Source organism: Kamptonema sp. PCC 6506 (genome assembly GCF_000180455.1).
In the GTDB taxonomy this organism is placed as follows: domain Bacteria; phylum Cyanobacteriota; class Cyanobacteriia; order Cyanobacteriales; family Microcoleaceae; genus Kamptonema; species Kamptonema formosum.
Genome location: NZ_CACA01000352.1, coordinates 14447 through 40380, shown reverse-complemented (window position 1 = coordinate 40380; position 25934 = coordinate 14447). Strand labels below are relative to the sequence as shown.

Sequence of the window (25934 nt, the reverse complement as noted above, 5' to 3'; positions counted from 1 at the left end):
ATGAACTTACCTGTAATTTTAGATATTGTCATCGGCTTAATTTTTATTTACCTCAGTTTAAGCTTACTAGCTACGGAAATTCAGGAACTAATCGCCACAGTTCTGCAATGGCGAGCTGAACATTTAAAGAAATCAATAGAAGTGCTGATCTCAGGTGGCGGCGATACTATAAATGATGAAGCTGAATTTAACCGAATTAAAGACTTAGCTAATCTAATTTACGACAATCCGATCGTTAACGATCTAAATCAAGAAGCCAAAGGCCCCCTATCTAAACTATTCCGCAAGATCACCCATCAAATCGGTGCATTGTACCGCCGGATTACCAAAACTGAAAATGTTTTTGGCGATAAATCTAGCGGCCCTTCTTACATTGCATCTGCGAGTTTCTCAAGTAGCTTGCTGGACACTCTCAGAATTTCGCCTTTAATCAAATCTATTACCGAATCTCGGTTAGAAAGATTTAAAGATCGACAGTTAGCAGAAGTCAAGTTTATTGTAGACAATTTGAAATTAGGAGAATCAATTCAGCCAATTTTAGACATGGAATTGACCTGGCTGCAAAAGGAATTTAATAAAATTGTAGAAGACTTCAATAAAAATCAGGCTCCTCTCAGCGATAGCATCGATAGAATTTCTGAGAAATTGGGTATATATGTTCAAAATTCTCAAGTTTATTTGCCTGAAAGCGAATTAGCTGGCAGAGATTTTCAGTGGCAGATGGGATTTTTGAAATCTAGTTTGGATAGTGAGTTTGACCGAAAAGTGCTGCTAGTTGAATTACAACCAAGTTTGAGTAATTTCTTCAATTCAATTAGGAAAACTAGAGAAACTCAAGAAACAGTGCAAGAGATTGTTGACGCTAAAGAAGATAGTCCAATTTATAAAGAAATTCAAGAAATAATTAATAGTATGCCAGAGTCTTTGAAAAAAAGCCTATATATTCTCGCAAAACGTGCCGAAAACGATACAGTACAGACAGACCAAAACTTTTCTAAATTTCAGCACGAAATCGAAGCTTGGTTTGACCGTTCTATGGAACGTGCTGGTGGTGTTTATAAGCGCAATGCTAGAGGAGTTGCTCTTTTAATTGGGACTACAATCGCTATTGCTACTAATTCTGATACATTATATATTGTGGGCAATTTGTCAACAGATTCTCTCCTGCGTGCTACTGTGAATAAGTATGCAGATGAGGTAGTTACGCGCAACTCTATACCAAATCGAGATAATTTCGCACAAATTCAAACAGATGTCAATCAAGCTTTAGAAAAATTATCATTACCTATTGGTTGGAATTCCAATAACCTCAAAAATCAAGAATTTGATGGTAGGGAATGGCCTTTATTTAGCAAAAGAATTTTTGGCTGGATTTTGAGCGGTGTAGCTATCTCTATGGGTGCTGCTTTTTGGTACGATCTTCTTAACAAGATTATCAATGTTCGTAATGTGGGCAAAAAACCACCATCATCGACTGATCAGTAGAAGGAAGAAGGAAGAAGGAAGAAGGAAGAAAAATTTAGTTATCTAGGAGAGAAGGAAGAATGTTTATACAGTCAGCTTTTTAGCCATCCTTATTTAAAGAAACCGGGTTTTTTGACGAAAATACTTCGTTTTCACCCACAAATTCTCTCAAAAACCCGGTTTCTGGGATGACCTGCGTAAGTCCTAATAGCAACTTACGGTGAAAGGAAAATAATCATACTTTGTGCATAGTGCCAACTGCAACTATGATGCGCTAGGGTGTTCTCTGACAAACGTGATGTCCTTACTCAACGAGGGCTGTATCTACCAGTAAATGCCCTTAATGGAGTATCCACAATGACCTATACCGTAGCTTCAGACAACACTCTGCCTTCAATTCAAAATCTCTCTACACACTCTTTAGTCTTTATTGACTCTGCTGTAAATGACTCCGAATTACTTGCTAGTGGGGTACTTCCAGGGGAACAGGTAATTATCCTCGATCGCAACAAAAATGGCATCGAACAAATTACTTCCGAAATCAAAAAATATGCCGCAAATTATGGCACAGTTGACACCGTTCAGATTTTGTCTCACGGTAGTCCCGGTTGTCTTTATTTAGGCAATTCTCAACTTAGTAGCGATACTATTGAACAATATCAAAGCCAGTTGCACCAGTGGAAATCTGCCCTAAGTGACAAGGCAGATATCATGCTTTATGGGTGCGATGTCGCCGCCGGAGTTGGTGCGGATTTTGTACAGCAATTAAGCCAAATAACCGGGGCTGACGTTGCCGGTTCTACTAATATAACTGGCAGTAGTGGTGATTGGAATTTAGAGTTTACTCAAGGAGAAATTGAATCATTTTCAGCTCTTACTCCAGAGGTAATGCAGACTTACCGAGGTAATTTAGCTACCATTGTTGTTACCAATACTAATGATAGTGGAGCTGGTTCTTTAAGGCAAGCGATCGCCTCGGCTGCGGTTGGAGATACAATTCAATTTGCCCCTAATCTTGCAGGGCAAACTATTACCATAACTAGCGGTCAGCTCGATATTCCCGTTGGCAAAAACCTAATTGTTGACGGAAGTGGAGCTGCTGGTTTAACCATCAGCGGTAACAATGCCTCTCGCGTCTTTTTTGTCAATGCTAATGTCGTTACTCCCTCAACTTTCAGCCTCAAAAATATCACCGTTGCTAACGGCAAAACAAGTGACAGAGGCGGCGCGATCGGCACAACTGACGAAGTAACTTTAACAGTAGAAAACGTTCAGTTCAACAATAATGTGGCCGATCTGGGTGGCGGTGCAATTTTTGCCAATTTCAATAATAACCTAACAGTAACGGGCAGTAAATTCAACGATAACATTGCAACAGCAGGCAATGATGAACGCGGTGCAGGTGCAATCGGTTTCTTGAGTGCCAAAAATCTTACTGTCACCAACAGCGACTTTACCAACAATAAAGGAATTAACGGTGGTGCAATTAACAGCCTTAACGGTAAGTTAACAGTTGAAAACTCGCGATTTATCAACAACGATACTAACTCTGCCGTTTTTGCTACAGGCAAACCTAATGACTTTTTAAGAGGTTATGGCGGGGCGATTTACACCGATCGTGCTAGTTCGACTGACGAACCCTCTGGGACAATTCGGATTACCAAAACTGTGTTTCAAGGTAACACGGCTAAGGGAGGAGGAGGAGGAACCCATCTGTTTACGGGAGCGCAAGATAATGTAATTATTGAAGACAGCTCCTACAGAGATAACAAGGTTGTAGCACTTGCTGGGGGAGAAGGTGGAAATGGCGGCGGTTTGTATGCAATTAGCAATAGCTTAAATAAGGGGCTAACTATCAAGAATACTACCTTTGCTAACAATACAGCCGAAGGTCAGGGGGGCGGTTTGCGGATGGATAAAGCGCCCACGACAATTAGTAATAGTACCTTTTCTGGCAACAAAGTAACGGGGACTGGGTTTAGCAATGTCGGCGGGGGAATGGTGCTTTATGGCTCTGCTACCATTACCAATACTACTATTGCTAATAATGATGCCGGATGGGTTGGTGGCGGTGTAACGGTGGCAAGTGGCGAACAAGTTACTCTCCAAAATACGATTTTTGCTAATAATACTGCACAAAATCAATTCAAGATTCAGCAAAATGCGGCTGGGAACTTTATTAACGGCGGAAACAATCTGCAATGGCCGGATAAGCTTACAAATTTCGGCAACGATCAAAATGTTTTCCCAGGAATTACTATTGCTGACCCAAAAATCGGGCCATTGCAAGATAATGGTGGTGGCATTTTTACCCATGCTTTGCTGACAGGAAGTCCGGCAATTGATACGGGAAATAATGCGACTGCACCTGCTACTGACGAGCGAGGAGTTAGTCGGCCTCAAGATGGTGATAATAATGGGAGTGCGATCGCAGATATTGGATCTTACGAATTTTCGCTAACACCTGCACCCACGCCAACGCCAGTACCTACGCCAGTACCAACTCCTGTACCAACTCCTGTACCCACGCCAGTACCAACACCTGCACCCACGCCAGTACCAACACCTGCACCCACGCCAGTACCAACACCTGCACCCACGCCAGTACCAACACCTGCACCCACGCCTGCACCAACACCTGCACCGACACCTGCACCAACACCTATACCAACACCTGCACCCACGCCAACGCCTGAACCCACACCCACACCCACACCCACGCCAACACCTGAACCCACACCCACACCCACACCCACGCCAGTACCCACACCCACGCCAGTACCCACACCCACGCCAACACCAACACCCACGCCAGTACCCACACCCACGCCAACACCCACGCCAGTACCAATGCCAGTGCCAACGCCAACACCAACACCTGGTGCTGACGATTGCATTTGCGATCGCTTCACCCTACCCAGTCTCAGCAGCAGCAATATTACCCCCAACACAACCGACAACACGCTTGCTGGCAGCAACTCTGACGACTTACTGATGGGTAATATCGCTAACGATGCGATCGATGGACTTGCTGGGAATGACACCATTTACGGCATGGGAAATAATGACAACCTCAGCGGTAGTAATGGCAGCGACGTGCTATTTGGCAATCTGGGAAATGATTACATAGACGGCGGCACAGATAGCGATACCGTTTATGGAGGCAAAGATGACGACGCTATAATTGGCGGCGATGGTAATGATTTACTTAGAGGGGATAGTGCTAACGATACAATTTTTGGTGGCATTGATAGCGATAGCATTTTCGGCGGTAAGGAAAACGATCTATTATTAGGTGAAGATGGAGATGATAACCTCTATGGCAACTTAGGTGCGGATACCATACTGGGAGGAAATGGCAACGATTTAGTCTTTGGCAATGAAGACGCTGATTTAATCTTTGGGGACATTGATAACGATACAATCTATGGAGGAAAAGATAATGATACCCTCTGTGGCGGTGACGGCAGCGACCTATTATTTGGGAACAATAATGACGATCTTATTGATGGGTGCAATGGTGACGATACGCTCTACGGAGGTAAGGGAAATGACATCCTCACTGGCGGTAGTGGCAATGACTTTCTCAGCGGCGATCTAGGTGATGACACTCTCACGGGTGGTTCTGGCAACGATGTATTTCTGTTAACATCAGGTCAGGGAATTGACATAATTATGGATTTCCAAAAAGGTCAAGATTTGATAGGATTATCAGGTGAGTTAACATTTGGACAACTCGCGATCGCCTCTGACAGCAATTCAACTTCGATCGCTATTGCCAGTAGCGGCCAAATTTTAGCTACTCTCAAAGGGGTGGCGGCAACGACGATTAGCGCTGAAGATTTCAAGCAAGTAATAATTTAGTTAGAGTTTAGGGTGTGTTTTCCAGCTATAAGCACAACAGCAATGCGGGCGATCGCGATCGTGGCTGTATATGCAGCCACTTTCTCGTATCGCCTAGCAATTACGTCTCCATTATAGTTAGGGACTAGGGGCTAGGGGCTAGGGGCTAGGGCAATAGAATCAATGGTTTCAGTCATTAGCGAGTGTCCTAATCGCCTTGACGGTTACTATATTTCCCTCTTCCCTCCTTCGCTTCTTCCCTCCTTCCCCTAGTCCCTAGCCCCTAGCCCCTAGCCCCTTCTTCCCCTAGCCCTAGCTATTAAATTCCGTATATTCCCTGATGTGCAAACCCTGGGTTATGTAGGTAGAATAAGCAAAATGCTTGCTTAAACTTCTCACAACATCATCTATCTATGGGTATAAAAATAAACCGACTCCTACTTTTTATTGTTGCCTGTAGCGTTACTGGAGTCATCCTGGGAGGCACTGCTAGTCAAGCTCAGATCGATCGCTGTCAAAGTGTTGAGACAGTAACTAGCGAGTGTCTAACCCAAGACCCTTTACTTAAAACTTTGGAAGGCATGAGTGTAGGCTTATTTGCTGGGGCTGGTGCGGCTGTTGGAGCTACCTGGCAAATGTGGCAGAAAGAAAGTTAACACTAGCCTTCTGCCTTCAGCTATATCGACTATTTAGCAGCAGGAACGCCTTTGACGCGGCGTTCGTACCAGTTCATCAGTGGGGTCGAACTAATCCCGTGTATAATCACGGAAATAGCGACAGTTGTGTAGGTAATCCAGGCAATTTTCTCTCCTAATTCTCCTTTTAAACCTTCACCAAAGGCATAGGTTAGATAGTAGAGAGAGCCGACTCCGCGAATCCCAAACCAGCCAAATAACCAGCGGCTTGCGGGGTGAAAAGATGTGCCAATGGTACTAATCCAGGCTCCTATCGGTCGGATTGCCACAATCAAAAGTCCAGCTACCAATAGGCTTTCCCCTGCAAATGCTAGCATAGGTTTTAATCGCAGGATGGAACCCAAAATTAAGATAGTTCCTATTTCCGTTAGCTTTTCAATTCTTTCGATGAAGTGCAGTTGTGAAAGCGGTTTTTCCGGGTTGTGGTAACTTTTTTGTATCACCATTCCCGCGACAAAAACGGCTAGAAATCCGTAGCCATTGATAATTTCAGTGAGGGAATAGGTTAGCAAAATCGTGCTCAGGGCGATGAAATCTTCCATCAATTCGTCAACTGGTCGAAACTGTTGAAGTTTTTTGTCAAACCAGCTAACGCTTTTGGCGACTAAAATGCCCATGATAATACCAGCAGAGATCGCCCAAATTACATCAATTATTACCCACTCTTTAAACCAGTTCTCCCAATTGCTATCTTTTAAGCAGTAAATGCCGAAATAAACAAAAGGAAAAGCTAGCGCATCGTTCAAACCGCCTTCGGAAGTCAAGCCAAAACGCAATTCATCTCTATCTTCAATGTGAGCTAATTGGACTTCTGAGGCTAATACTGGATCTGTAGGCGCGAGAATTGCTCCTAATAAAATTGCGGGCCCCCAGTCTAGATTCAAAAAAAAATGCCCGATAAAAGCCACAGCAAAAATTGAAATCGGCATCAGCAAACCTATTAGCCGCACTGTTGAATTCCAGGCCCACATTTTGAGCGGACGGTTCATTTTCAAGCCGCAACTAAATAAAGAGACGATGACCACAAATTCTGTTAAGCGCTCTATGAATTGAGCATCAGGTCGTAATTCTATGAGTTTGACACCGTAGGGGCCCAGTCCGATACCAACTACCAGGTAAATTAAAGCGTAGGACAGGGGCAATCGTGCAATCCAGCCAGAACCTAATGTTACGCTGAGCAGGAGCAAGCCAATAACGAGTAAATCGAGAATGTAAATATCCACAGGGGCACGCTCTCCAGTATTCCTCCAAGTGCATTTTTACTAAAAAGCCGCGAAAAATCATCTTTCTGAAGTAATGAAGTAAGGGATAGTTAAGTAAATCCTTCTTCCTTCTCTCCTAGATAACTAAATTTTTCTTCCTTCTTCCTTCTTCCTTCTTCCTTCACTTACAAGCTTTAAATCATTGAAATTAATATTCGACAGTTTTTTCAGTGGCGATAATGTGCAAGTCGATGTGTTTAAGCGATCGCATGATTTGTTGAGTCAACGAACCCCGTAACAACAATTTCCAACGCGACTGCTGGCTTTCACCGAGGACAATTTGGGTGATGCGGTACTCTTTGGCGACATCTGCGATCGCTTTAACCACATTCTGGCTATTAATCCGTAAAAATTGCCCGCCGAATTCCTTACACAACTTTTCGCAAGTCTCAACGTGCAAAGTTTCAGCTTTCGTTAAAAATCGGTCAGGATCGTTGACAAAAAGCCCATAAAATGGAGCATTCATATAACTGGCAATTCTCGCCCCCCGCCGCAGCAATTGTACGGAATTGGGATAAGTGGAAACGCACACCATCACTCGTTCGTGAATGTTGCAAACTGGGCCGACTAAATTGGAGTCTTTTCCGTAGCTGGCGCGAAGTGCGATCGCGTGTTCTTCCACATTATCTGCTACTTCGCGTAAAGCCAATTCCCGCAGCGCGATTAAGTGACGGCGCTGGAAAAAGTTATCTAAAGATTGCTGAATCTTTTCTGTAGCATATATTTTACCTTCTTGCAATCGTTCTTGCAGGGTTTCCGGCGTGACATCAATCACAACTACTTCGTCGGCTTCTTCGAGAATGCGATCGGGAATGCGTTCGCGCACTATTACCCCAGTAATTCTTGCTACTAAATCATTGAGACTTTCTATGTGCTGAATATTTAATGTTGAGTAAACATCTATTCCAGCGGCGAGAATTACATCGACATCTTGATATCGTTTTTCTCGGAGAGAACCAGGGATATTAGTATGAGCCAATTCATCAACTAATGCTAGTTGAGGACGGCGCTCAATGATGGATTCTGTGTCCATTTCTGTGAGGATCTTATCGCCCCGTAGCATTTGTTTACGCGGCAATATTTCTAATCCACAACTTTTTTCTGCTGTCTCTTTACGACCATGAGTTTCTAATAACCCGATGACAACATCAATACCTTCTTCTTTAAGTCTGTGTGCTTCTTCCAGCATTCGGAAAGTTTTGCCAACGCCGGGGGCCATACCGATAAATATTTTGTGTTTCCCCCGACGGCGGATGCGCTCGTATATTTGCTCCGGTTGGTGTTCGAGTAAGTTCGGATTGCTTGTGAGTTCTCTTTTCTCAATCATTGGCAAATCAATAGTTAGGATGTTGGCTAATAACTATTTTAAACTATTGTAAACTATCTAAATCGCGATTGAGATTGAGAACGTTAACACCAGGTTCGCCAAAGATTCCTAGAAATCTACCATCTGTGTTTTTAGCAATCAACATTTCTACTTGATTGGGATTGATTGAACGTGCTACTGCTACTTGCTGAATTTGGGATCTAGCGGCATCTAGGCTAATATGAGGATCGAGGCTAGAGCCAGATGTATAAACTAGATCGGCAGTCGGTTGAATATTTGCTGTTTTGAGATTATTTACTCTTTCTTCCACCTGTTTTAATAAGTCTGGATTGCTGGGAGCGAGGTTACTAGCTCCCGATACGCCTGTAGTTTGTCCTGTGTTTTTTGGATCGCGTTCTTTTTCAGTAAAACTGCTATAATTTGTGGTGCTGGGTCGGCTTTGGAAATAGCGCGGAGATGTGAAGTTTTGACCGATTAAAGTTGAACCAATTACTTGCCCATCTTGATTGGTAATTAGGCTTCCATTTGCTTGGTTATTGAATGCAAGTTGACCGATTACTACCATTAGCAATGGATAGATGATTGCGGTGATTCCCCACAAGATTAATGTAACGCGAATTGCTCTGATTATTTCTCTCATTTTAGACCTCAGTTAATTAATTGCTAATTGCTAATTGCTAATTGCTAATTGCTACAGTTGGTAGGGTGGGCGCTACAAATATTAATACTTTTGCGTAAACTTAGAGAATAATAGCGCCCATCTTAAAAGAATTTCTAGAATCTTTCAGGCTGAAAAATCACCACAAACAGATAAACAGAAAGCCCCAAACTAACTAAGCCAAGAATGCCAATTGCCCAGGCAGCTTTCCGAGTAATTTCTTCACCTGTGGCCGCATAAACAGCAGGTGCAATTACCAAATTCAAGCACATTAAAAGAAATAGCTGTAAGGCTACGGGCTGGCGGCGACGCAGCATTTGTAATAAATCAAATGCTTCTTTTAAATTGCTAGGTAAAATCTCATTAAGCACATCATTACTTTTCATAAATTATCCATTTTTTTGTTAGAATTTACCAGGATTTACGGATGTTTTTGTGTAAGCAATCTTCAAGTTTGTTGCTGACGAAGTGCATTGCGAAACTCAAGTATGGCATCGTATTGATCCGGCATATTTGCACAGCGAACTAATAAAGCTAAATCTAACTCTGGTAGCAATTCGCTTTGCTCGACTTGTTCATATTGCTGCTCTCGTAAACAATAGAGAGAAAGCTTGCCTTTTCGCCAAAACCACACTTCAGGAACTTGGATTCTTCTGTAAATTTCTAGGACATTTACCCCACCACTGGTAACAACTACTTCTATTACCAAGTCAGGAATATCTTTCTTGCTATGTAAATTATAAGACTCATCGGGTTCTTTTCTACCTCCTAATCCGATATTGCCAATAGTTTTGCTGCCACGCGCATAAAACCGGATGCTTTTTTCTTCGAGATAAACCTCAAGTAACTTCCGAATAGTACTCTTACCATCTTCATGTTCCTCAGAAAGTGGAGTCATAATATCTAAAATTCCGTCAAGGTAGACTAAGCGCACGCCTGCAAAGCCTTCTAATGCTGATTCTATGGCTTCAAATCTCTCCCAGCTAACATCATATAGTGTGATGCACTGGCTACTATTGCTGAGAGGTTTTTCCAAAATTTGAGGATTCATGGTAATGGCTAATGGCTAATGGCTAATGGCTAATGGCTAATGGCTAATGGCTAATGGCTAATGGCTAATGGCTAATGGCTAATGGCTAATGGCTAATGGCTAATGGCTAATTGGTCAGTGGACATCTGTTAATATTGTACATTACCTGTTGCCAACTTGATTAGGCTAACCCAATAGCCGCAATCAAAACATCGAAAATTTTGATGCCAATAAATGGCGCAATCACACCTCCTAATCCGTAAATCAAAATATTGCGCTGTAATAACTGATTGGCACTCAATGGGCGGAACTTCACCCCAGTTAGTGCCAGGGGAATTAAAGCTGGAATAATCAAAGCATTGTAAATTAATGCCGACAAAACGGCAGACTGTCCACTCGCCAAACCCATTACATTTAAAGCGCTCACTGGTGCAAACATTGCTGGAATAATTGCAAAATATTTAGCAATGTCATTTGCTAAAGAAAAGGTAGTTAACGCCCCGCGCGTAATCAACAACTGCTTGCCAATTGTCACCAAATCGATCAATTTTGTCGGGTCAGAATCTAAATCAACCATATTCGCTGCTTCCTTCGCCGCCTGAGTTCCAGAATTCATTGCTACCCCCACATTTGCCTGGGCTAATGCAGGTGCATCGTTAGTACCATCTCCCGTCATTGCTACTAATTTACCCTCAGCTTGTTGCTGGCGAATCACCTCAATTTTATCCTCTGGCGTGGCTTCTGCAATGAAGTCATCAACGCCTGCTTCTTCGGCAATTACTGAGGCAGTAATGCGGTTATCACCTGTTAACATAATCGTGCGAACTCCCATCCGCCGCAATTGGTCAAAGCGATCGCGAATCCCTGGTTTAATAATATCTTTCAGATAGATAATGCCGTAGACATCGTTATCTTGACAAACAGCTAAAGGCGTGCCTCCCAACCTCGAAACTCGTTCGTAAGCGGTATCTAAATCTGGTGGCAAATTGCCGCCGCGCGATCGCACAAACCCCTTAATCGCATCTACCGCACCCTTGCGAACCTCGCTGCGATCGGGCAGATCCGTGCCACTCATCCGTGTTTTCGCTGAAAAATCAATTCCTTGAGCCTCAGAGCGCTGAAAATCAACGCTAGCGCCCTGTTTCTCAGCCAAGCGCACAATAGATTTCCCTTCCGGCGTTTCGTCAAATATGCTGGCCGCGATCGCGATCGTCGCCACCTCCCCCAGAGAGTGACCATTCACCGGGATAAACTCCTCCGCCAAACGGTTTCCTAGCGTGATCGTCCCCGTTTTATCCAAAATCAGCGTACTCACGTCGCCGCAAGCCTCCACTGCCCGCCCAGAGGTCGCTACAACGTTAAACTGAGCCACCCGATCCATCCCTGCAATGCCGATCGTCACTCAGCAATCCCCCGATCGTTGTGGGTAATCAGCGCCACCAACAGCGTAGGAATCAGCGTCACCACACCCTACAGGACGTTTTTTACGATAATTTCCCCACAAGGGCGGAATCGTCGCCACCACAATCAAAAACACCTGTGTTAACACCGCCAGCAACACCGTTAGGGCAATTTCATTCGGCGTTTTTGTCCTTTGGGCACCCTCCACCAGCGCGATCATGCGATCGAGAAATCCCTTACCGGGATCGGCACTCACCCGCAAGGTGAGCTCGTCAGAAATGATGCGAGTACCGCCAGTAACGGAACTCGCGACATCTGAACCCGGTTCCTTGAGCACCGGCGCGGATTCCCCAGTGATCGCAGATTCGTCCACAGAGGCCATCCCTGCGATCACCTCTGCATCAGCGGGAATGATATCGCCTGAAATTACTTTGATGGTGTCGCCGCGTCTCAAAGAAGTAGAACTTGCCTCCTGAATTGTGCCATCAGGCAAGATTTTGCGGGCAGTTGTTTCTGATTTAGTCGATCGCAGCGCGTCTGCTTGGGCCTTTCCCCGCCCTTCGGCCACAGCTTCGGCAAAATTAGCAAATAAAACAGTAAAGAACAGAATTGCTGTTACTAAACCGTTGAATAACCGCTGATTTTCACCTGCTACTCTGCCAAATAAGGTCGGATCGACTGTTAGTAATGCAGTCACAATTGTACCAACCCAAACAATAAACATTACAGGATTTTTGAGCATGATTCGCGGGTTTAACTTCGCGAAAGCATCTTTAAATGCTCTTTTGTAAAGCCCCTGTGTATTTACTTTTGGCGTGTGTCTGCGACTCTCGCGGGGGCCGCTTGCGCGTCGGGTTTCTTTGGAATCAGAGGAATTGAAAACCATAGAGATTTGGGTAATGGGTAATGGGTAATGGGTAATGGGTAATGGGTAATGGGTAATTGCTAATTGCTAATTGCTAATTGCTTCCTGTGGGATCGGCGTTGCTAGAGGTGCAGAGGGTACGTTTTGAGATGCAGGTTGCAATTGATTGCTGCTAATTTGATATCCTTCCGCAATCGGGCCTAAAGCTAAAACTGGGAAGAACGTTAGCGCACCTAAAATCAAAATCACTCCTGCTGTAACGCTAGTAAATAAAACCGTATCTGTTCTGAGAGTTCCAGTAGTTTCGGGCACTGGTTGTTTATGAGTCATGCTATCTGCTAACAACAACAGGGCGATAATTGGAATATACCGACCTGCTAAAAGGCTAAAACAGGCGCTCAAATTCCACCACAATCCTGTAGTTGCAGGTTGACCATCTGCTAAGCCTTCAAAACCAGAACCATTATTAGCAGCAGCAGAAGCATATTCATAAATTACTTGCGAGATACCGTGAAATCCTGCATTGCTAATACCGCTCAGACTATCAGCAAAAGCGAGAGTAATAGCACCCGGAATTAAAATCGCAATTGGGTGAACTAGCAACACAACGCTGGCTAAAACAATTTCGCGCTTCTCAATTTTTCTCCCCAAAAACTCTGGCGTTCTTCCTACCATTAAACCAGTAAGAAACACGCTCAAAATCAAGTAGATAAATAGATAAGCAGTTCCCGTTCCCTGTCCACCCCAAACGATTTGTAGAAATAAGTTAAACAGAGTCACAAAGCCGCCTGGAGGCATCAAAGAATCGTGCATTCCGTTGACAGCACCGCACATTGTCCCAGTAGTACTTACAGCCCACAAAGCAGTCTGTGCCCAGCCAAATCTAACTTCTTTGCCTTCTAAATTAGGGGCGGGCACGGGGGCACCGCCCGTACTGTCTAATAAACTATTGACTTGAGGGTTGCCTTGGTACTCGCCAAATGCTGAAACCCCAATTAGGACTATATAGATAATAAACACCATCCCAAAAATTAGCCACCCCTGTTTTCTATTATTAGCAAAGATTCCGTAGGTATGAATCAGGGCGGCGGGAATAGACACCATTGCTAGAGTTTCTAGCAGATTAGTAAAACTGTTAGGATTTTCAAATGGATGAGCAGAATTGATGCCAAAAAAACCTCCGCCATTCTCGCCTAGCTCCTTGATAATTTCAAAATGGGCAACTGGGCCTCTAGCAATTACTTGAGTTGCGCCTTCTAGGGTTGTAGCTGTCGCTGGCCCTGCGAGGGTTTCCGGTACACCAGCAACGATCAAAACTATTGCGCCGATGATAGAAATAGGCAGTAATATTCTGGTGATTGACTGAATTAAATCGACGTAAAAGTTTCCCAGTTGTCTCCCAGTTAACCCTCGGATAAAAGCAATCCCTACTGCCAAACCCGTAGCGGCTGAGGTAAACATTAAAAACCCTAGTGTTAACTGAGATAAATAACTAAAAGTTGTCTCGCCTGAGTAATGCTGTTGGTCAGTATTCGTTAGGAATGAAATAGTAGTATGCAGCGATGTATCCCAAGTTGGTGCTGCTAAGTTGGTAGGATTCAGGGGTAATATTCCCTGAAGCGCGAAGATCAAATAAACAAAAATTCCCATCACGAGATTGCTGTAAAGCAATGCACGGATATACTGCCAACCTGTCATCGAATCTTGGCGAATACCGCCTGCGTTATAAATTACTTCCTCGAAGGGTGTAGCAATGGGGTCGAGAAATGTATTTTTTCCCAGGAATACCCGCGCCATATAGTTTCCGAAGAAAGGCGAGATAATTGCTAAGATAATTAGCGTGAATGCAATCTGAATTAATCCTTGCAACATAACTGTGTAAAAAAGTCCTCGTTAGATTTATAGACTGTTTCACTCGGTAATTGGCTTCTAAAAGAAGACCACAAAACCGGATGAGTTTTCTTTAAGGTAAATTCTAGTTCTGGTGCAAAGGCTGAAAAAAATGCCACTGCTAAAATGTAATCTCCGCAGGAGATCGTCGGGTTCTCACTGGCTAGTATTACTTTTTTATTTCTTAGTAGCCCCAAGCATTGACAGTTATTAGGCAATTGTAAGCTATTCAAATCTATGCCGCAATAACAACTATTGAATTGGATTTGGACTTCGATTGAGGTAGGTTTTACAACGCTCATAAATAACTGCGGTTGGATCGACAGCATGGTTTGCCTTTAACGATCAATATACTGACTTAGAGTGGTTTTGATAATTAGCCTGAAGATATAAACTAGGGTTGACTATTTGTAGCTATATTGCCTATATTTTGAGCTATAGAATAACGTTTAGACGGAAATTAAAAACTATACTTGGAGATATAGATGTAGTCTAAACGCTAATTGTTTAGCTTACAATAGACTGTGATAGTGGCACTTATGTACAACTAAACTCAGATGTTACATCGCTTATCGACTATCAAAAAAACACTGGTAAGTCACCAGTCGTACTTGAATTCACGCTGGCTAATTGTTGGCTTATTCGTTATTGTCGCTGCGCTGGAGTTTGCAACGCCAGTCGAGTATGTATTCGGTTACTTATACACGGGCCCGATTTTATTAGCAAATTCCCGCTTTAGTCGGTTAGCTAAGTTAGAAGTAGTGCTGATCGCGTGGGCGTTAACGCTATTAAATTTGTTTGTTCCCCACAGACACCCGATACAGCTAGCGACGGCGGCTAATCGTCTGATCGCGGTGATGGCGCTGGGGGTGACTGGGTGGCTGAGCGATCGCAACCAGCAGTACCAAGAAGCGATCGCTCAAGCTAAGGCGGAATTGCAATCTCAACAGCGGCTAGCCAGTATGCGAGAGGATTTTGTCTCGACTTTAAGCCACGATCTGAAAACGCCGATGTTGGGGGCGATCGAAACTATCAAAGCTTTTCAGCAAGGGAAATTTGGCGCTGTTGCGCCTGCTGGGGAAAAAGTTCTGGAGACGATGGCGCGATCGCACCGCACAACTTTACAATTAGTGGAAACGCTTTTAGATGTCTATCGCAACGATAGCGAAGGATTAAATCTCAAAATTGCACCTGTTAATTTAGTTACTTTGGCAGAAGAGGTAATTACCGAACTCAGAGATTTATCAGCATCGCGGCGGGTGTATATTGATATTAGTTATGGAGCCTCAGATTTTCGCCGTGCTTTGTGGGTAAATGGGGACGCTCTGCAATTAGTTCGCGTCTTTTCTAATTTACTTACTAATGGGATTAATCATTCGCCTCGCGGCGGTAAAGTAGATATTATCATGGAGTCTGATTCAGCTTATCAGATTGTTAAAGTAATTGATATTGGAGCGGGAATTACCGATGGCGAATTGCCTTATTTATTCGAGCGTTTTTATCAAGGACACAGCCACCGCCAAGCTAAAGGTTCCGGTTTAGGGCTATACTTATCTCGGCAAATTATTGAAGCTCACGGTGGTATAATTTGGGCAGAAAACAGATTGCCTCACGGTGCTTTATTTGGATTTCGGCTACCTGCCATCCCACCTTATGAAACCTGCTCACACTCTACGAATTCTACTGGTTGAGGACGATGAATTATTTCGCCTGGGACTCCAGACGAGGCTGCAACAAGAACAATGCTTGCAAGTGATTGCTGAGGCGGAAGATGGCGAAACGGCTGTAGAATTAACTCAGGAACATTTGCCAGATGTCGTTGTTCTTGATATCGGATTGCCGGGAATTGGAGGGATTGAAGCTTGCAAGCAAATTAAGCAACACCATCCAGAAATTCCCGTACTGGTGTTAACTTCTCATTCCCAAAAACCCTTAATTGAGCGGTTAATTGCAGCGGGTGTTCAGGGATATTGCCTAAAGGGAATTGCCGCAGAAACTTTAGTTTTGGCAATTCGTTCAGTGGCGGCGGGTGCTTCTTGGTGGGATAAGGCCGCAACTACGGAAATTAGGTCAGCAATTACTAATAATGAGTCAAAATTTGTGCCGAAATCTGAATTAGAAAATCCGCTAACTAAGCGAGAACAAGAAATTTTGGCACTGGTAGCGGCGGGTAAAAGCAATCAAGAAATAGCTCAAATATTGTACATTGCTTCGGGGACGGTGCGGGTTCACGTCCATGCGATTTTGCAAAAGTTAGAAGTGCGCGATCGCACTCAGGCGGCCGTTGTTGCTATTCAGAAAGGATTAGTGGCGGAAGAATTGTTAACTATTGAAAGTTAAAGCGATTGGAGACTGATATTCACGACTTGAAAAAGGAATAAATTCATTAGAGCATTGAGCAGTTATGTTACACAGTAGGCGAAACTGAAGCGGTGTTGGTGGTTGATTAACTATTTCTACACGCGACTTTTCTAAACTTGAATTACTTAATAGTGCCAAAATTTCACTGTTCAAATATCGCGGACAATACCCGACAATGTAGTGATCTTCTGTATTTAAAGTTAATGCTTGAGGATCGTGCTTGTTGTGAAATTCGTGAGCTAACCACAACTCTTCACCTACTTGTAATCGGTTAATTCTCTCAATTGTACATTGTGGTAAATACCTTAGTCCATGTAAAAAAAAGTGTAGTCTATATTTGCCTTCTGAATCTGGTTCTGGACAGGGGAAAACGGAGAGTGTATCTGTTTCTCTATGCCCCCCAGTCCGGGCTAGGATACTAATTGAATCCTGTTCATGAGGGGAAAGATTAAGCCATTGAATAAAACTTAAGTAGTCGGGTCGATTTTTCGGCATTAACCGATTAGCAAATACGGGAAACAAGTAGGTTGATGTATAGACTTTTTCTACTTCGGGGAATGAGAGCAATGGCTGAAAATTGCACTTTTTTTGAGCTTCTTCAGCGCCTTGGGTGTAGGTAAATTGGTAGTTGGTTCCGTCGAATGTGAGCTTACCAATGGGGAACCAGGATCGACTATGTGGGTCTTGCCAAGCTAAAAATAGAATTTTCAATTTGTTCATGGTAGCGTTTCCCTCAACTTAAGCAATCTGTGTTGGTTGAATTCAATAATTCTTTGGGCAAAATTGGCGGCAATAGGCGAGATGCGAGTGTTAGGAATTCGATTAAAAATATTGAGTATATTTGCTTGTGAGATACTTTCAAGCCGGTTTAACCATATAGAGGCTGCTTCAGGATAGTAGCGTGCAGCCCGGTTAAATACATCAATAGTATGGTGGCGATCGCCGTTGCCAATCCACGCATCCAACAGGAGATAGCCGACAAATACTTCAACAGCTTTTTGAATGCCTCTGGGTGCTATCCAACCAATGGGTAAGTTCACAGATTCATTAGAGATTACTCTCAACACTATATCAATTGTATGTTCAGACACTTTAAGCATTTTACTAAAACATTGATACACAATGCCAAAATAGCAAAATCCGAATTTCAAAATTATTAAAATATTTCAAAATTATTAAAATTCCTAAAGCCAAATCCATAACGTTTTAGCAGCTTCAATTTGTTATTAACTCAAAAAGGAGTTAATTTCTAGGATCTTATTGTTCACTGTTTGAGAAGATTCTAGGATCTTCTCTACGGCAAAAACCTCCAACGCTTTCCTGTAGGCTTCAATCGCCCGTTCACAGTTACCTCTTTTGTCCTCCACTTCTGCAAAGGTTCGGTAGGCATCTCCCAAGTTGTTCTGGGTCTGAGCATAGTCCATCGGGACTGTTTCGATGGTTCTGATTTTGAGGGCTTCTAAGTAGGCTTCAATCGCCCGTTCGCAGTTACCTTTGTTGTTCTCGACTTCTGCAAGGGTTCGGTAGGCATCTCCCAAGTTATTCTGGGTCTGGGCATAGTCCATCGCGAGCTCAGGAAATTTTCTGACGCGGAAGGCTTTTTTGTAGGCTTTAATCGCCCGTTCACAGTTACATCTTTTGTCCTCCACTTCTGCGAGGGTTCGGTAGGCAACCCCTAGATTATTCTGGGTATTAGCATAGTATATGGGAAATTTATCAAATGTTCTGATTTTGAGAGCTTGTAGGTAGGATTTAATCGCCTCTTTACAGTTCTTTCCTTTGTTCTCTATCTCTGCAAGGGTTCGGTAGGCAGCTCCCAAGTTATTGTGGGTTTTAGCAAAGTCATTTGGGACTTCTTTGCGGGTTCTGATTTCGAGAGCCTCTTCGCAGGCAGCGATCGCCTTTTTACAGTTTTTTCTCTTGTTCTCCACTTCAGCGAGGGTTCGGTAGGCAGCCCCTAGGTTGGTCATGGTCATGGCATAGTCCATTGGAACTTCTTTGCGGGTTCTGATTTTGAGGGCTTCTCTGTAGGCTTTAATTGCCTCTTCACAGTTAGCTCTCTTGTTCTCGACTTCAGCAAGATTTCGGTAGGCAGTCCCCAAGTTGTTCATGGTTTTGGCATAGTCCATTGGAACTTCTTTGCGTGTTCTGATGTTCAAGGCTTGTTCATAGGCTTTAATCGCTTTTTTACAGTTATCTCTCTTGTCCTCTACATCTGCGAGAGCTTGGTAGGCATTCCCCAGATTGTGTTGTGTCATGGCATAGTCCCTTGGGAAGCGACTGGGTGTGTAGATGATTAATGCCTTTTTGTAGGCTTTGATGGCGAGGTGTTGGTAATGAACTTTATCGCTGTCGATCTTACCCAAATCGTATGCACGATCGCCTAGCCTAATCAGTGCATCTGACTCTTCTCCAAAAGGTTCAAGCGTTTCATCCATCTCTTCTAATCGATTTCTGGACAATTCAGGCTGAATAATAGTTTCATCTTCTAAATAGACTTCTTCTGCCTCAACACCTTCACCTCTTGGTCTTAGAGTTAGGAACTCAGCATCTGAGAGTTGCTTAAACCACTCTATCCACTGATAGTCTGAACTCGACAAGTTCTTCACTTCTGACAATTGCTTAATCCACTTCGTCGGGAAAAATTGATTCTCTTCGTAAATACCGCAGCGATAAAGTTGACGCAGAACGCGCAGAATAGTTTTCAACTCTATGTTACAACTCTCAAAACGACCTTTCATCACACCTAATTTCATAAATATAGAACCGACTGTACCGTTAAACCTAACAACATCCTTGTCCCAGTCTTTGTTTTCTTTTTTGGCAATATCTTCAGCATCTTCGCGTTCTATGTCTTTTAATGATATCCTTTTAGGGAAGAAAGTTCCATAATCGAGGTTCTTAGCAGTGAAATAGTTTTTGACTTTAAGTTCTTCCTGACTAGAACGGCAGGTTGCAACAACTATCAAGGATTTTTCCGTCAGATCCCGCAGGAGGATGTCAAAATTTTGCACCTCTATCCACCGTTGAAGATCGTCGAGGATAACAATTTTCTGTCGCCAAGGTTTGAGGGTGAAGCGTTTAGGCAAGATAAAGGTTTCTGGATTGATATCAACCAATTTAGGCAGTAGGACATCCCAAGGCTTATCACGAATTGACTCATAGACCATTCGAGTCTTTCCACTGAGAGGCTTTCCAACAATCACAATACTTTCCTCTTGGTTAATCGACTCCTCAATTTCTGCTACTTCCCGTTTCCTCAGATAGAAATGGGGAAATGGTCGCAGAGAGTCAAGTAATTTTTTCCTCAGCGCTTCATTCTGTTTCAGGCTAGAGGCTTTTTGCCAGATGAGTAAATAATGGGTTGCCAGCTTTGTCTTTCGACTGTAAAAATGCCCGATGGAGGGAATTGCTACGGTCACAATTACGGGAACACATACACTAATCAGACTAATCAGATCCATGTTTTTTAACAAAAATACTTTTAAAAAAGATATTAAGCAAAAACACTTTGGACAGTTTTTAAGCAGCCAGAGTACGATATGAAAGGACTGAAGGAAAGTTAGCGGGACTTAAAACCAAATTTGGATCTAAATCTAACTTGTAAATAAAGTTTGAAAGCATATACAGATTGAGTTCCAGACGTTTATAAGAAGCCATCGCGTCCCTATTTGAAAACTGTCCGAACTATTGAAGCAAGTGAAAAACCTATAACAGGTAATCATTCCGCTCCCGAAAGAGAACTCGAAGATTAACCGCTCGTCCCAAACGTATCCATCCTGGACAACAGGGAAGATGTCCTTCCGGCGCATTTATATCAAAGGTAAGATCCGAGTATTTTAACCAAGAATTATTCACTTTCCAACCAACGTGCTCTCCAAATATATCCCAATCTTTACCTATGCTATCATAAATATGTTTCTGAATACTAAAACCAAATTTTCCCTCGCTATATTTCTCCCAAACTTTACAAATGGTTCGTAAGTCAGTACATGGAAAGTTGAGGATATCCTCATTTTTGAGCCAGCCTTTCTCATCTCGATTGCTGATTGAGCATATAATTCTTGATGTTTCTTGATCTGCCTCCTTAAATTTTTTAGCATTTAAAAGCTCTTGCAAAGGTTGATAGTTTGCTCCTACATCAGAGGATAAGACTAATTGAGTGTGTAAATAATCCATTTTTATTTCTCCTTTTTTTTAGCAACAAAAGCTCCATAATGATGTTGATGCCATTCATCTTTAAATACATGAGGAGCTTCTTCAATAATTCCCACATCTAAATCTAGTATAATTTTCCATTCAGATGCCTTAAAAAAATCTAAAATTTTACCTGGTTTTAAATAATGCTCATACAAAAAATGCTTCTCTTTTATTGGCATAAAATAATCAGCTAAAAATAAACCATCTTTTTCAACAAAACTTTGCATTTTATCTATTATTTCTCCGAAAGAATAACAGAAATTTTTTTTGTAGTGCCAAGAGCAGCTAGTCAGAACAACATGATATAAATTGTCATTTTTTAAATCCATGTAATTTTGATGTACTATCTTACATTGTGAATTATCATAGCCCTCATACTTCAAATTATTGATTAGTCCTTCAACCTTAATATTTTGCCCTTGGAACTCTACTTCTCCACCATAAAGAGCTATAGAATCATTATCTACCGCAGTCACTCGATAGCCTTCTTTAAGAAATGGAAAAACATATTTTCCATCAGAACATCCCAAAACTAACACTTCCAGTTGGGTGTCACTATATATATTTTTGATGATTTTCTGAAACTCATCAAAAGATGTATATGTTTCTTTCCATAAGCTTTTTTGATAAACTTTCATGTTTAAATCCTCTCTGTTAATATACAATATCTCAAGATTTATTGGCAATCTCAAATCTTTTTTGCATATACTCATTATGCTGATTACTTACCAAAAATATAGAGGGAAGTACAAGGCTATTTAAGAGTTCTTGTACTTCTTCTACAGAATGAGTCATGAAAAAGCCTTGTATGGCAAGGGTAATAAGAAGATCAGACCAATAAGGATGATTATTTTGTGTTATTTTATCAATCATATTGTATATCTGACTAATGCTGAAGAAACCTACTTTTTTTCTAATGCCAGCTTCTTGTTGAACTAACGATAAACGACAACCTGCCGTAATTTTTGGCATAGAAGGCATGGATTTGCTGAAAACATCCTCAGTGACCAATTTGGGTGCTTCTGAAATATCATCCGATCCACGCAGGTGCATAGAAGTAACAATATGATAGTAGTAACCTAGCTCAATATCAGTGTAAGCAGCCATGAATTCTGCTAACATCGTGAGTTCAAATAAGTCATAGCAAAGTATCCGATAAACATCGTTAGCTCTCATATAAGCTGTTGTATGAAGTTTACCGTTACGAGGAGAAAATATGATACTGACAATACAGGGAATATCCTGCGACTTTCTACCACAGTCATTGGGTTGATAAATAGCAAGTGTCACTCGCTTTGAACTTTTTTTTTCTCTAATTAGATGAGCAGATGCTTCAAATTGATCAATACCAACTACAGGGTAGAATATCCTAGAACCATGCGCTCCTGGCATAATTATACCATCATCTGTGTATCTTCTAGCACCGTTTGAATAAAAGGCAATATCTTCTATCTGATTAGATCCTGACAGGAGATAAAAGAATTTAGCTACTGCCAAACTAGGATTGAATATCTCTGGTTTTATCTGTGAATTAAATAAACGATCGCGAGGGTTTGTTAAAATACTTTGTATATTTAAAAATTCCCTATTAATTCTCCCTGAACTTGGAGAATTTTCGGGTTCTGTAAAATCTTCCCCATATTTATCAACGCTAAAAATCAAGTTCCGAATTAATTGATTGGCAGAACCAGCGATGACATGAGGAATGTGTATATCATCTATGTTATCTTCCATATTTTCCAGAGTAGTTGGAGATTTACTATGATATAGTAAACACATTAAATATATAGCTGTAAATATATAGCTGTCAATAGGGATATATCAAAAACCAGCAGTTATTGTTTATGCTTATAAGTCCTTGCCATTTAATTAGTAAAGCTAATATGCTTCAGAATTCAATTGACTTTTTAAATAGAGTTACTTTAAGAGTTTTGTCTACATGGAAAATGAATTATCATGACAAACAAAGATTCTTTAACATATTTAATCAGTTTGGTTTTGTAATTCTGGAACACAACCCTCCTTGTGAACATCAATGTATAAAACAAAATTTACTATTTTTATCTGATTTTTTTGGAACCGTAAAACAGCATAAAAGATCAAATAAAGATGGTATTAGTATTATTACGCCTTTAGAGGGTTATCCAGACTATATTGCTACGACTAATAAAGCGCATCTGCTTCATACAGATGGAACTTTTGAACAAGATGCTCCTAAGATAGTTGCTTTACAGTGTGAAATTCCTTCAAAAGAAGGCGGATTATCCCAAATTATTCAAGCAGAATCCATCTATGAATACTTATCTAAGAATGATCCTCAAGGATTACAAAAATGCTTTATGACTGATGCTTTCACTATAGTCAGACACGATCAAACAGCAACAAAACCCATATTTAAGCGAGAGAAACAAAGAATTTTAATGGAATTTAGATCAGACTCGACTGCTTTTATCCAAATTAAACTAGAGCTTAAGGAGACCTTTAAATTAATTAAGGAGTATATTAACAATCCGAAAAATCAATTTATATTTAAGCTTCAAGCTAATCAGATCCTTATAACTGACAATACAAGAATATTGCATGGTAGAACATCTTTTCCTGACTATGAAGTTCGTAAGCTAAATCGATTGTGGTTTAATGGAGAGTCAAAATATTCTCACCTGATAAGGTTAGGATTTTTAGCAAAAACTTTTTAATATCAATTTGTAACTGATATGTAAAGCAATAAAGTTCAGATATAAGAAAAAATCTCATTAGTTAAGATCAATTATCAATAACTATTAATTGTTGTTCTAATTTTTATCTCTTCCTCAAGAAGTATTTGTGTATAGAAGCGAGGAAAGTATTTATGCCTTGAAAGAATATTATATAGTTTTCCTTCGCCCTTTCTAATAATACCTAAATTTTCTTCATGTATTAGTCGTTTTACCAAATTTAATTTTAATTGATATAATTCGTTATTCAGATATAGATGATCGCCTATTATAAAATTTGAAGTGATATACCTATCAAAAATTAAACCGTTTATAAACTTTCCAGTTTCACTAACTTTAAACAAAGGATAATGTATTAAAAAAACTTTTTCTATATTGTTTACTAGACAATCCCATGAATATTCTATACCATCAAAAGTATATCTATTAGAATATAAACCAGCACTTACTCTCGGCTTTATTCTTAATGAGCTAAATTGCATAGGTTGATCATGACAAACATTAAATCTACAAGTTATTTCAAATACTTCTTTTTGAATTAAATAAATACCTACTTCTTCATTTTTATATTTTATTTTGATAAACCACTCGATTATATTAGGATCAGAAAAAAATTTTATATTTGAGATTAAATGCTCTCGCTCTTCATCAAATAAGGGTAAATTTAAAATTTTATTAATATTATTTATGTCAATCACTAATACCAGATCAATGTCAGAATTGTTTTTTATACTAAAGTAAAGAGAATGCACTAAGCTTCCACAGAGAAAACCCACTATACAATATGGTTCTAGCATCTTGCCAATTTCAGTGGCAAGCCGATTAAGTTTGTAGCTTTGGTACAAAGATTCAACAAGAGATGCCTCTCTCCTATCTCCCTCGCCAAATGCGTTACCATCTGTGTAAAGAGCCGATATTTCTGAGTATGTCTTTCCCCAAAAAGTTCTATCTGATGTTGCCTTTTTAACCAATTTTAAGCTTTCTTTATCTTTAATTAAGATATACTCAACAATAAGATTTTTAAATTCAATTCTTTTTTGTATTTGTTCAGGTGTTGCTAGGCCTCGCCGCGAAAGTTTGGCTAATTTACAGTAATTTTTATAAAGTAACTGGAATTGTGTGAGTTGCATTTCTATATAATATTAAATTAAATCAACCTGTAACAACCTGTAACACCTCAGCAATAGATCCCTCCTCCCACCAGCGCCCCCACAATATCAAAAACACAGCGAAACCCCTGTCTTTAAACAGCTTGTAGGGTGCGTCAGATGAAGTTATGGATTGAAAGAATCAGGGGTTGGGGCTCTGGCGCACCCTAACTAATCGTACCAGTGGGCTTTAGTCCTATGAAAGTTAAGCCCCTCAAATATAATTATCCTGCCAGTTTAAAAGTAAACTGTAGAATTATACAATTAAGAGAGACGAATAGGAAAAAAATATGCGGCGCTTATTTTCAGCTTTAGCAATGACAGGTTTCTTGTTGACAGGCTTACCTGCCATCAGCTTAGGGCAAGGGATGCCGGGATTCACCATCTTTGGCGGCCCGGAACGGCAGAATCAGTTGAGCTTCCGCTTGGACTACGGCACAGTCGGAATGTGGGATCGCTATCGCTTGCGGATTCCCGCCAAAAAACTGCCTTTAGCGATCGCACAATTAGCGATATCTTATCCCAACTACTACAAAGGTGAATTCGATCCCAAAAACATAGAAGTGCGCGTCAAAGGCAAAGCAGTCCCGCTGCAAGAGGTACTGTGGAATAAAGAAAATAACTTGATTGAAATTTATCCCATCGAACCAATTCCGGCGGGTAACAACGTTGAGATCGTACTCTCCAATGTCAAAAATCCTACTAATGGCGGGATGTACAATTTCAACGCTCGCATTCGCACCCCCGGCGACGCACCCTTACTTCGTTACATTGGCACTTGGATTTTGAGCATTCAGTAAGCCAAATGCTAATTGCAACCGCTTTCTGCGGTTAGGGGCTAGGGGCTAGGGGCTAGGGACTAGGGAAAGAAGGGAAAGAAGGGAAAGAGGGGAAGAAAGTCAATAGTTTGGGCCATGAGCGCGTGTCCTAACCGTTGTGGCGGTTGCTATAATTGCAACGCTGCCCTAGAAACCGGGTTTTTGAGAGAATCTGTGGGTCAAAAGAAGTATTTTCGTCAAAAAACCCGGTTTCTGTGGTTGGGTGCTTAAGTCCTGTAGTTTTGCGATCGCAGCAAC

Annotated in this window: 21 protein-coding genes and 1 pseudogene; 7 read left to right on the top strand and 15 right to left on the bottom strand. The window is 41.4% G+C overall.

Annotated elements, in window-relative coordinates; genetic code table 11:
- From OSCI_RS25035 to OSCI_RS25025, 3 genes are all read left to right on the top strand, one after another.
- A partial coding sequence (locus OSCI_RS25035) for a hypothetical protein (protein ID WP_007358002.1) occupies positions 1 to 1485 on the top strand: 1485 nt, incomplete at its 5' end.
- Between the two features lie 336 nt (positions 1486 to 1821).
- Positions 1822 to 5328 (top strand): DUF4347 domain-containing protein, encoded by a 3507-nt coding sequence (locus OSCI_RS25030; RefSeq protein WP_007358001.1) that lies wholly within the window; start codon positions 1822 to 1824, stop codon positions 5326 to 5328.
- Positions 5329 to 5720: 392 nt separating this feature from the next.
- Complete coding sequence (locus OSCI_RS25025) at positions 5721 to 5963, top strand: hypothetical protein (protein WP_007358000.1); 243 nt, start codon at positions 5721 to 5723, stop codon at positions 5961 to 5963.
- Positions 5964 to 5992: 29 nt separating this feature from the next.
- Here the strand turns inward: OSCI_RS25025 and OSCI_RS25020 are convergent, their stop codons facing one another.
- The 7 genes and pseudogenes from OSCI_RS25020 to kdpA form a co-directional block, all read right to left on the bottom strand.
- Positions 5993 to 7225: a cation:proton antiporter gene (locus OSCI_RS25020; protein ID WP_007357999.1), complete on the bottom strand. Its 1233-nt coding sequence runs from the start codon at positions 7223 to 7225 to the stop codon at positions 5993 to 5995.
- A gap of 187 nt (positions 7226 to 7412) precedes the next feature.
- Positions 7413 to 8591 (bottom strand): sensor histidine kinase KdpD, encoded by a 1179-nt coding sequence (locus tag OSCI_RS25015; RefSeq protein WP_007357998.1) that lies wholly within the window; start codon positions 8589 to 8591, stop codon positions 7413 to 7415.
- A gap of 43 nt (positions 8592 to 8634) precedes the next feature.
- Complete coding sequence (gene kdpC, locus OSCI_RS25010) at positions 8635 to 9231, bottom strand: K(+)-transporting ATPase subunit C (RefSeq protein WP_007357997.1); 597 nt, start codon at positions 9229 to 9231, stop codon at positions 8635 to 8637.
- Between the two features lie 134 nt (positions 9232 to 9365).
- Entirely contained in the window at positions 9366 to 9635 is a 270-nt protein-coding gene (gene kdpF / locus OSCI_RS25005) for a K(+)-transporting ATPase subunit F (RefSeq protein WP_007357996.1), read from the bottom strand.
- A gap of 62 nt (positions 9636 to 9697) precedes the next feature.
- Complete coding sequence (locus OSCI_RS25000) at positions 9698 to 10300, bottom strand: Uma2 family endonuclease (RefSeq protein WP_007357995.1); 603 nt, start codon at positions 10298 to 10300, stop codon at positions 9698 to 9700.
- A gap of 160 nt (positions 10301 to 10460) precedes the next feature.
- Positions 10461 to 12566 (bottom strand): annotated as a pseudogene (gene kdpB / locus OSCI_RS32540) (potassium-transporting ATPase subunit KdpB).
- A 66-nt stretch (positions 12567 to 12632) separates the two neighbouring features.
- Positions 12633 to 14417, bottom strand: coding sequence for a potassium-transporting ATPase subunit KdpA (kdpA, locus tag OSCI_RS24990; protein WP_007357994.1), 1785 nt, complete (start codon positions 14415 to 14417; stop codon positions 12633 to 12635).
- A 575-nt stretch (positions 14418 to 14992) separates the two neighbouring features.
- On the opposite strand from kdpA, the gene OSCI_RS24980 reads away from it, so the two are divergent.
- Positions 14993 to 16126: a sensor histidine kinase gene (locus tag OSCI_RS24980; RefSeq protein WP_007357992.1), complete on the top strand. Its 1134-nt coding sequence runs from the start codon at positions 14993 to 14995 to the stop codon at positions 16124 to 16126.
- Positions 16089 to 16775, top strand: coding sequence for a response regulator transcription factor (locus OSCI_RS24975; protein ID WP_007357991.1), 687 nt, complete (start codon positions 16089 to 16091; stop codon positions 16773 to 16775). Before OSCI_RS24980 ends, OSCI_RS24975 begins: the two co-directional genes overlap by 38 nt.
- Here the strand turns inward: OSCI_RS24975 and OSCI_RS24970 are convergent.
- The 7 genes from OSCI_RS24970 to OSCI_RS24945 form a co-directional block, all read right to left on the bottom strand.
- Positions 16758 to 17516, bottom strand: a complete 759-nt coding sequence (locus OSCI_RS24970; RefSeq protein WP_007357990.1) for an HIRAN domain-containing protein — start codon at positions 17514 to 17516, stop codon at positions 16758 to 16760. The genes OSCI_RS24975 and OSCI_RS24970 overlap by 18 nt on opposite strands.
- Positions 17513 to 17896: a hypothetical protein gene (locus OSCI_RS24965; protein WP_007357989.1), complete on the bottom strand. Its 384-nt coding sequence runs from the start codon at positions 17894 to 17896 to the stop codon at positions 17513 to 17515. Before OSCI_RS24965 ends, OSCI_RS24970 begins: the two co-directional genes overlap by 4 nt.
- 56 nt (positions 17897 to 17952) lie before the next feature.
- Positions 17953 to 18015, bottom strand: a complete 63-nt coding sequence (locus OSCI_RS31765) for a hypothetical protein (protein ID WP_234708826.1) — start codon at positions 18013 to 18015, stop codon at positions 17953 to 17955.
- A gap of 7 nt (positions 18016 to 18022) precedes the next feature.
- A complete protein-coding gene (locus OSCI_RS24960) occupies positions 18023 to 20260 on the bottom strand; it encodes a tetratricopeptide repeat protein (RefSeq protein ID WP_007357988.1) in 2238 nt (745 codons plus the stop codon).
- Positions 20261 to 20504: 244 nt separating this feature from the next.
- Positions 20505 to 20975 (bottom strand): GUN4 domain-containing protein, encoded by a 471-nt coding sequence (locus OSCI_RS24955; protein WP_007357986.1) that lies wholly within the window; start codon positions 20973 to 20975, stop codon positions 20505 to 20507.
- A 2-nt stretch (positions 20976 to 20977) separates the two neighbouring features.
- Positions 20978 to 21634, bottom strand: coding sequence for a hypothetical protein (locus tag OSCI_RS24950; RefSeq protein WP_007357985.1), 657 nt, complete (start codon positions 21632 to 21634; stop codon positions 20978 to 20980).
- Between the two features lie 31 nt (positions 21635 to 21665).
- Positions 21666 to 22730 (bottom strand): thymidylate synthase, encoded by a 1065-nt coding sequence (locus OSCI_RS24945; RefSeq protein ID WP_007357984.1) that lies wholly within the window; start codon positions 22728 to 22730, stop codon positions 21666 to 21668.
- 110 nt (positions 22731 to 22840) lie between these two features.
- Here OSCI_RS24945 and OSCI_RS24940 point away from each other — a divergent pair, with 110 nt between their 5' ends.
- Positions 22841 to 23692 (top strand): TauD/TfdA family dioxygenase, encoded by an 852-nt coding sequence (locus OSCI_RS24940; protein WP_019487800.1) that lies wholly within the window; start codon positions 22841 to 22843, stop codon positions 23690 to 23692.
- A gap of 74 nt (positions 23693 to 23766) precedes the next feature.
- Here OSCI_RS24940 and OSCI_RS24935 read toward each other — a convergent pair whose 3' ends face one another.
- On the bottom strand, positions 23767 to 24840 hold the full coding sequence (locus tag OSCI_RS24935) for a hypothetical protein (RefSeq protein WP_007357982.1): 1074 nt from the start codon (positions 24838 to 24840) through the stop codon (positions 23767 to 23769).
- 308 nt (positions 24841 to 25148) lie between these two features.
- Between OSCI_RS24935 and OSCI_RS24930 the strand changes: the two genes are divergently transcribed.
- Entirely contained in the window at positions 25149 to 25658 is a 510-nt protein-coding gene (locus tag OSCI_RS24930; protein WP_007357981.1) for a DUF2808 domain-containing protein, read from the top strand.
- Positions 25659 to 25934 lie beyond the last annotated feature (276 nt).